Annotated in this window: 6 protein-coding genes and 1 pseudogene; 5 read left to right on the forward strand and 2 right to left on the reverse strand. The window is 69.7% G+C overall.

The window, feature by feature from the left end; genetic code table 11:
• A partial coding sequence (locus tag FV228_RS15855; protein ID WP_147855504.1) for a mechanosensitive ion channel domain-containing protein occupies positions 1 to 1,798 on the forward strand: 1,798 nt, incomplete at its 5' end.
• Positions 1,799 to 1,898: 100 nt separating this feature from the next.
• A complete protein-coding gene (locus FV228_RS15860; protein WP_187277773.1) occupies positions 1,899 to 2,408 on the forward strand; it encodes a CAP domain-containing protein in 510 nt (169 codons plus the stop codon).
• A gap of 98 nt (positions 2,409 to 2,506) precedes the next feature.
• Here the strand turns inward: FV228_RS15860 and FV228_RS15865 are convergent, their stop codons facing one another.
• Positions 2,507 to 3,340 (reverse strand): flagellar motor protein MotB, encoded by an 834-nt coding sequence (locus tag FV228_RS15865; protein ID WP_147855505.1) that lies wholly within the window; start codon positions 3,338 to 3,340, stop codon positions 2,507 to 2,509.
• A 1-nt stretch (position 3,341) separates the two neighbouring features.
• Positions 3,342 to 4,115: a MotA/TolQ/ExbB proton channel family protein gene (locus tag FV228_RS15870; protein WP_147855506.1), complete on the reverse strand. Its 774-nt coding sequence runs from the start codon at positions 4,113 to 4,115 to the stop codon at positions 3,342 to 3,344.
• Between the two features lie 275 nt (positions 4,116 to 4,390).
• Here FV228_RS15870 and FV228_RS15875 point away from each other — a divergent pair, with 275 nt between their 5' ends.
• The 3 genes and pseudogenes from FV228_RS15875 to FV228_RS15885 form a co-directional block, all read left to right on the forward strand.
• Positions 4,391 to 6,175, forward strand: a complete 1,785-nt coding sequence (locus tag FV228_RS15875) for a glucan ABC transporter ATP-binding protein/ permease (protein WP_147855507.1) — start codon at positions 4,391 to 4,393, stop codon at positions 6,173 to 6,175.
• A 205-nt stretch (positions 6,176 to 6,380) separates the two neighbouring features.
• Positions 6,381 to 7,097, forward strand: a complete 717-nt coding sequence (gene dnaQ / locus FV228_RS15880) for a DNA polymerase III subunit epsilon (protein ID WP_147855508.1) — start codon at positions 6,381 to 6,383, stop codon at positions 7,095 to 7,097.
• A gap of 109 nt (positions 7,098 to 7,206) precedes the next feature.
• Positions 7,207 to 7,422, forward strand: a pseudogene (locus FV228_RS15885) (hypothetical protein); the annotation flags it as partial.

The following is a 7,422-nucleotide window of genomic DNA, read 5'->3' on the forward strand; positions in this document are numbered from 1 at the left end:
GCGCGCGACCCTGCTGGCCGCCTGGCGGGTGATCCTGCTCGGCACCGTGCCGGCGGTGGCGGGCTCCTACGCGGTGTATTACGCGCTCGACGCCACCAACCTGCTGCCCTCCCGGCTGCTGCCGGTGGCCGCCGCGATCCTGGGCGGCCTCGCCTTCATCGCCTTCGTGGAGGCCCTGTGCGACGGGCTGCTCAGCCCCGACAAGCCGGCCTGGCGCCCCGCCCCGGTCGGGGACGCGGCGGCCACCCGGCTGACCCGGCTGGCGGTGGGCATCGCCACGGTGCTGACCGTGGTGAAATCCGTGGAGGCCTTGAATTCCGGGATCTCGGCGGCCTTGCCGATCTCGATCGCGACCCGGGGCCTCGGCGCCGTGGCCACGGCGCTGATCCTGGCGGTGGGCCTGCACCGGTTCGCCGACACCGATCAGGAAGAGGAGGCCTGCTTCGGCCCCTACGTGCCGACCAAGACCACCACGGGCATCGGCGGCCCGGCCCGGCTGCTCGGCTGGGCCGCGGTGGGGCTGATCGGGCTCGGTGCGCTGGTGGGCTACGTCGCCTTCGCGGCCTTCCTGATCGATCAGCTGATCTGGGCCGCGAGCGTCCTGGTGCTGCTCTACCTGCTGGTCCAGAGCGTCGACACGTTCATCGGCCGGGCGCTCACCGACGAGACCCGGCTGGCCACCGCGCTCCAGGCCAACACCGGCCTGCGCAAGCGCTCGCTGAACCAGATCTCGGTGCTGGCGACCGGGGCCGCCCGGGTGGTGCTGATCCTGGTGGCGGCGCTCTTGGTGCTGGCGCCCTGGGGGCTCGATTCCACCGACATCGTCTCGTCGATCCGCCAGGCCTTCTTCGGCTTCAAGGTCGGGGACGTGACAATCTCGCTGTCGAGCATCGCGTTCGGCATCGGCATCCTGGTGCTCGGCGTGTTCGTCACCCGGGCGGTGCAGCGCTGGCTCGAGCTGACCTACCTGCCGGCCACCGACCTGGACGCCGGCCTGCGCAACTCGATCACCACGATCGCGGGCTATTGCGGCTTCCTGCTCGCCCTGGCGCTCGCCTTCTCGTATCTCGGCCTGAGCCTGGAGAAGCTGACCATCGTGGCCGGCGCCCTCTCGGTGGGTATCGGTTTCGGCCTGCAATCGATCGTCAACAACTTCGTCTCCGGCCTGCTGCTGCTCTGGGAGCGCCCGATCCGGGTCGGCGACCAGGTGGTGATCGGCGATTCGGAGGGCATCGTGAAGCGCATCTCGGTGCGCTCCACCGAGATCCAGACCTTCGACCGCTCGTCCGTGATCGTGCCGAACTCGAACCTGATCTCCGGGGTGGTCAAGAACCGAGTGCGGGGCGACCGCTCCGGCCGGGTCAGCATCACGGTGAGCGTCCTGCGCAACCAGGATCCGGTGCGGGCCGCCGAGCTGATCGTCGGCTGCGCGCAGGGCCATGCCGACGTGCTGAAGGACCCCGTCCCCCGGGTGGTGTTCAAGAAGATCGGCGACCCGTTCCTGGAGTTCGAGCTCCTGGTCTGGATCGTGGACGTCAGCCTGGGCCAGAAGGTCCAGACCGACCTGAACTACGCGGTGTTCGCGACCCTCTCGGGGGCGGGCTTCATCCCGCCGCTCGGCCCCGGCGCCAGCATCGTGACCGTGCAGGGCTTCGAGGCGATGCAGGCCGCCATGGGCGAGATCGCGAGCCGGTTCGGGCCGGGCGCACCGGCCTCCGACGCCCAAGAGGTCAAGGAATCCGGGGCATCGCCCCCCCAGCCGCAGCGCGACCGCGGCCTCCGCAGCGCCGGAGGGTGAGGACGGGCGGCCCGCGCGGCGGAGACGGTCGCGCAATCGCTCCGCGCTCCCTATATCGCCCGAGCGTCCGAGCCGGATGCGGAAGCGTGGATCTGGAAACGTGGGCGGACGCAACCTGAGACGAGGCCTGCTCGCGGCGGCCGGCATCCCGGCGCTGGCACTGCTCGGCGCCTGCGCCACCGACGTGCAGACCACCGCGGCGCTGCCGAGCATCTACCTGCCGCTGGCCAGCCAGACCGCCCATGTCGACACCGACGCCGCCCGGGACATGATCTCGTCCTATCGCCGCAACCGCGGCGCCGGCCCGCTGACGGTGGATCCCGAGCTGCAGCGACTGGCCGAGGCCGAGGTGGCCGCCATGGCGCTCGCCGACCGGCCGAGCCGGGCGCAGACCGTGAAGTCCGCGGTCGGGCGGCTCGGCTTCTCCGAGGTGAACGCCAACCTGTCGGCCGGCTACCACACCCTGGCCGAAGCCTTCTCGGGCTGGCGCGAGAGCCCCCCGCACGACGCCACGATGCTCGACCCCCGGGCGACACGGATGGGGATCGCCACAGCCTACGCGCCGGGCTCGAAATACAAGGTCTACTGGGCGCTGCTCACCGCCAAGTAGCGTACGGTGCCAGCTGAAAGACAGGTTCGCAGGGCCCTGCCCTGCACCCGCAAAAGGTCGCGGACCTTTTGAAACCCTGACTGTCCGCGATGGATCGCCTACGGCAGCCCCTTCAGGTTCGGCACCGGGGGCGCCTCCTTCATCAGCGTCACCGTCACCCGGCGGTTGGCCGCGAGATAGGGGTTGTCGGGGAACATCGGCTCGGTGTCGGCCTTGCCGGAGACCGAGGCGAACCGGTCGTCCTGCAGTCCGGCGCCGGCCAGGATCTCCCGCACGCTGAGCGCCCGGCCGGCCGACAGCTCCCAGGGCGGCGCCGGCGGGCGCTGGCCCGGCCGTTCGGTGGCGGTGAAGCCCGTGACGGCGATGCGGTTCGGCATCTGCCGCAGGGTCGGGGCGAGCGTCTCGAGCAGGCGCCGGGTGCGCTCGTTCGGGCGGGTCGAGCCGTCCGGGAACATCGAGCGCCCGTCCTGGTCGACGATCGACAGGTCGAGGCCCTGCTCGGACCGGACGATCACCACGTTCTTCGACAGCTCGGCGATGTCCGGCATGTCCTGCAGCGCCTGCCGCAGGGAGGCCGCCGCGAGGCCGAAATTGTCCGGCTCGCCGGTCTCGGTCAGGCCGAATTCGCTGCTCTGGTCGCGCCGGGGCGGCGTGGTCCGGTCCGTGGCTTTGTCCGGCGGGATGGAGCGCAGGTACTTCACGTGGTCGGCCGCCGGCAGGCCCTCGGATTCGAGGATGCCGGCGAACTTCGAGTCCTTGTTCACCCCGAAGGCGTCGCGCATCGAGCCGGCGACCACCTGCATCTTCTTCTGGTCCTGCGTCGAATAGGCCGCGACCATCACGAAGAAGCTCATCAGGAGCGCCATCAGGTCGGCGAAGGTCACGAACCAGCCGTGGCCGCCATGCGCGCCGCCGCGCTTCCGTCTGGTCATATCAGACGGCCGGTTCCATCAGCGCTTCGCGATGGTTGTGCGGCAGGTAGGCGATCAGCATCTCGCGCACCAGCGTCGGGCTCTTCTGGTCGCGGATCATCAGGATGCCGTCGATGATCAGCGAGCGGGAGACGTCCTCCTCCTCGAGCTTCACGTGCAGCTTGTCGGCGAGCGGCAGGGTGACCAGGTTGGCGATCACGGCGCCGTAGAGCGTGGCCAGCAGCGCGGTCGCCATGGCGGGCCCGAGCTTCGAGGGGTCGGACATGTTGGCGAACATCGCCACCATGCCGAGGATCGTGCCGATCATGCCCCAGGCCGGGGCGCAGTCGCCGTAGGCCCGGTAGACCTTCGAGCCCTCGTCGAGATGCATCAGGAAGTTGTCGCGGTCGCGCTCCATCGTGTGGCGGATGAAGTCCCGGTCGTAGCCGTCGGCGATGTAGCGCGCGCCCTGGGCCAGGAACGGGTCGGAGATCTCCATGTTCTCCAGCGCGATCGGGCCGGACTTGCGGACCACGTCGGCGATCTTGGTGATCTCCTCGATCAATTCCTGCGGCTTCACCGAGCGCATCATGAAGGCGTAGCGCAGGCCCATCGGCAGGCCGTGCACGATCACCGAGAACGGGAAGCGGATCATCGTGGCCGCGGTGGCGCCGCCGAACACCACCACCGCCGCGTGCTCCGACGCGTAGGCGCCGAAATGGCCGCCATCGAGCAGGATCAGCCCAACCACGACGCCGAGGCCCGAAAGCAGGCCGAGTGCGGTTGCGAGATCCATGGCCCTGGGCGCCCGATGCAAAATCGTAAAGAAGCCGCCCCGGCTTTGGCTTGCGGCCGGGTTATTCACAGCGTTAGGAAATCTTGCTGAACGAACCGTAAAGGCGGACGCTTCGACCCTGTATAGGGCCGTCATCGCCCGTTCAGGCGGGCCCGGGCATAAGCCGTGTCGTGCGAGGGGTTTGGCGACGGAATCGGCGATGGCCGCCCGCCGCACGGACCTTAAGAAGTGGCGCGAGACCCGGATACACGGGCCGCGTCGGGGGTGGCGGAGCGGTGGCGATGGTTCGTCTGTACGGGCGGGTCCTGGGTTTCCTGAAGGCGGATCGGCGGCTGGCCATCGGCTTGGCGGCCACCAACGTCGTGCTGGCGGTGGCGGCCTTCGCCGAACCGCTGCTGATGGGCCGGATCATCGATCAGCTGACCCACCTCAAGCGCGGCGGCAACGCCATGGCCACGATGCTGCCCCTGCTGGCGGCCTGGGTGGCGTTCGGCTTCTTCACCATCGCGGCGGGCGTGTTCATCGCGCTCCACGCCGACCGGCTGGCCCACCGCAACCGCCTGTCGTCGATGGCGAGCTACTTCGAGCACGTCCTCGACCTGCCGCTGGCCTTCCACTCGGCCAACCATTCCGGCCGGGTCCTGAAGGCGATGCTGGAGGGCACCAACGGCATGGCCTGGCTGTGGCTCGGCTTCTTCCGCGACCACCTCGTCGCCCTGGTCTCGCTGGTCGTGCTCCTGCCGATGACCCTGTTCATCAACTGGCAGCTCGGCTCGATCTTGGTGGTGCTGATGCTCGCCTTCACGGCGCTGACCACCTTCGTGATGCGCCGGACCGAGACGCTCCAGGGCCAGGTCGAGGAATTCAATTCCGGCCTCGCCGCCCACGCCTCGGACGCGCTCGGCAACGTCGCGGTGATCCAGTCCTTCACCCGCGCCAAGGCCGAGAAGGACGCGATGCGCGGCATCATCACCAACCTGCTCGCCGCGCAGATCCCGGTCCTGTCCTGGTGGGCGCTCGCCAACGTGGCGACCCGCGCCTCGGCGACCATCACCATGACGGCGATCTTCGTCACCGGCATCTGGCTGTACCAGGCCGGGACCACCACGGTGGGCGAGGTCGTGGCCTTCATGAGCCTGGCCACCGCCTTCGTGGCGCGGCTCGACCATGTGGTCGGCTTCGTTAACGGATTGTTCCAGCAGGCGCCCAAGATCGCCGAGTTCTTCGAGATCTACGACACCGTGCCGGCCGTGGCCGACCGTCCCCATGCCCGGCAGGTCGCCCGGTTCGAGGGCGAGGTCACCTTCGACGACGTCGCCTTCTCGTATGACGGCCGGCGCAAGGCGCTGGACGGCGTCTCGTTCTCGGCCCGCCCGGGCGAGACCGTGGCGCTGGTCGGCACCACCGGCTCGGGCAAGTCGACGACGCTGGGCCTCCTGCACCGCAGCTTCGATCCGTCCTCCGGGGCGATCCGCATCGACGGCCTCGACGTGCGCGACATCGGCCTCTCGTCCCTGCGCCACAACATCGGCGTGGTGTTCCAGGAGCCGATGCTGTTCGCCCGCTCGATCCGCGAGAACCTGCAGGTCGGCTGCCCCGACGCCACCGATGCCGAGATGCTCGACGCCCTCGATCGGGCCCAGGCCGGCGCCTTCATGGCGCGCCAGCAGGACGGGCTCGACACGGTGATCGGCGAGCGCGGCCGGTCGCTCTCCGGCGGCGAGCGTCAGCGGCTCTCGATCGCCCGGGCGCTCCTGAAGAACCCGCCGATCCTGATCCTCGACGAGGCGACCTCGGCGCTGGACGCCGCCACCGAGCGCAAGCTCCAGGGCGCCCTGGAAGCCGTCATGGAGGGGCGCACCACCTTCGTGATCGCCCACCGGCTCGCCACGATCCGCGACGCCGACCGCATCCTGGTGTTCCACGAGGGCCGGATCGTTGAGGCCGGCACGTTCGACGCGCTGGTCGCCCAGAACGGCCGCTTCGCCGAACTCGCCCGGGCCCAGTTCATGGCGGCCGAGGCCGACGAGGACGAGGGGCGGCTGGCCCTGGCGGCCTGAAGCGCCGATCCATGGGTTTCCAAAGGGCTCAGCCCTTTGGCGGGTGATCAGGGCGGAGCCCTGATGGGACAGCACCCCAGGCTCCGTCCTGGACCTGCAAAAGGTCTCGACCCTTCGCATCCATGATTGTTCAACGATCGACGCTAGAGTGTCTCGGGAGCGGTCGCCCGGGGGGCGGCCGTCCCGACCATGCGAGTCCCAAAAAATGCTGCGTGAGATCGTCCTCGACACCGAGACCACCGGCACCGAGGCGCGGAACGGCGACCGGCTGATCGAGATCGGCGCGGTCGAGCTGTTCAACCACATCCCCACGGGCCGGACCTTCCACCGCTACTGCAACCCGCAGCGGGCGGTCTCCGAGGGGGCGTTCAACGTCCACGGGCTGTCGGACGCGTTCCTGTCGGACAAGCCGGTCTTCGCCGACATCGTCGGCGAGCTGCAGGCCTTCCTGGCCGACGGGCGCCTGGTCATCCACAACGCGCCCTTCGACGTGGGCTTCCTCAACATGGAATATGCCCGGCTCGGGACGAACGCGCCGCCGCCGATCCAGCTGGACGACGTGGTCGACACCCTGCCGATGGCCCGGCGCAAGCATCCGGGCGCGGCCAACAACCTCGACGCCCTGTGCAACCGCTACGGCATCGACACCAGCCGGCGCACCAAGCATGGGGCGCTCCTCGACGCGCAGATCCTGGCGGAGGTCTATGTCGAGTTGCTCGGCGGCAAGCAGACCAGCCTCGGGCTCCTGGATGCCCAGACCGGCCCGGCGGTCCGGACCGTCGTCCAGGCGGCTCCGGCGGCCCCGAGGCCGTACCGGAGCCGCCTTACGGATGAGGAGCGGGCGAGGCACGACAGCTTCCGCGCGAGCCTCGGTGCGGCGCCGATCTGGGCCGAGTATATCGGCGCCGACGACCCGGCCTGACCGGCCTTGCCGCATCGCACATCGGCCTCTATTGCATCGCACCATAGGCCGACCCGCGGGCCATTCCGGCCCCGACACGGACGCTGATGTGACCAAGCGCGCACCCATCATGGATCCCTTCGGCAAGCTGAAGGCTCTGCAGGACGGCGCCCGCGATCGGGCCACGCATTCGCCCTTCGCCGACATGATCGAGGCCACCCGCCTGACCAGCCTCGGCCGCCTGGACGAGGCGACCGCCCTGATCCAGCGCAGTTTTGGCGGCTACGCGGCCTCGCCGCCGCCGGAGGAGCCCCCGCAGCAGCCCCCGGATGCACCGAGCGCGGCC

Origin of the sequence: Methylobacterium sp. WL18, assembly GCF_008040015.1 — a bacterium.
In the GTDB taxonomy this organism is placed as follows: Bacteria; Pseudomonadota; Alphaproteobacteria; order Rhizobiales; family Beijerinckiaceae; genus Methylobacterium; species Methylobacterium mesophilicum.

What these genes read in the sequence shown, in the direction of transcription:
- FV228_RS15865 (WP_147855505.1), bottom strand. Translation starts at nt 3,340, where the DNA reads ATGACCAGACGGAAGCGCGGCGGCGCGCATGGCGGCCACGGCTGGTTC.
- FV228_RS15870 (WP_147855506.1), bottom strand. Translation starts at nt 4,115, where the DNA reads ATGGATCTCGCAACCGCACTCGGCCTGCTTTCGGGCCTCGGCGTCGTG.
- dnaQ (WP_147855508.1), top strand. Translation starts at nt 6,381, where the DNA reads ATGCTGCGTGAGATCGTCCTCGACACCGAGACCACCGGCACCGAGGCG.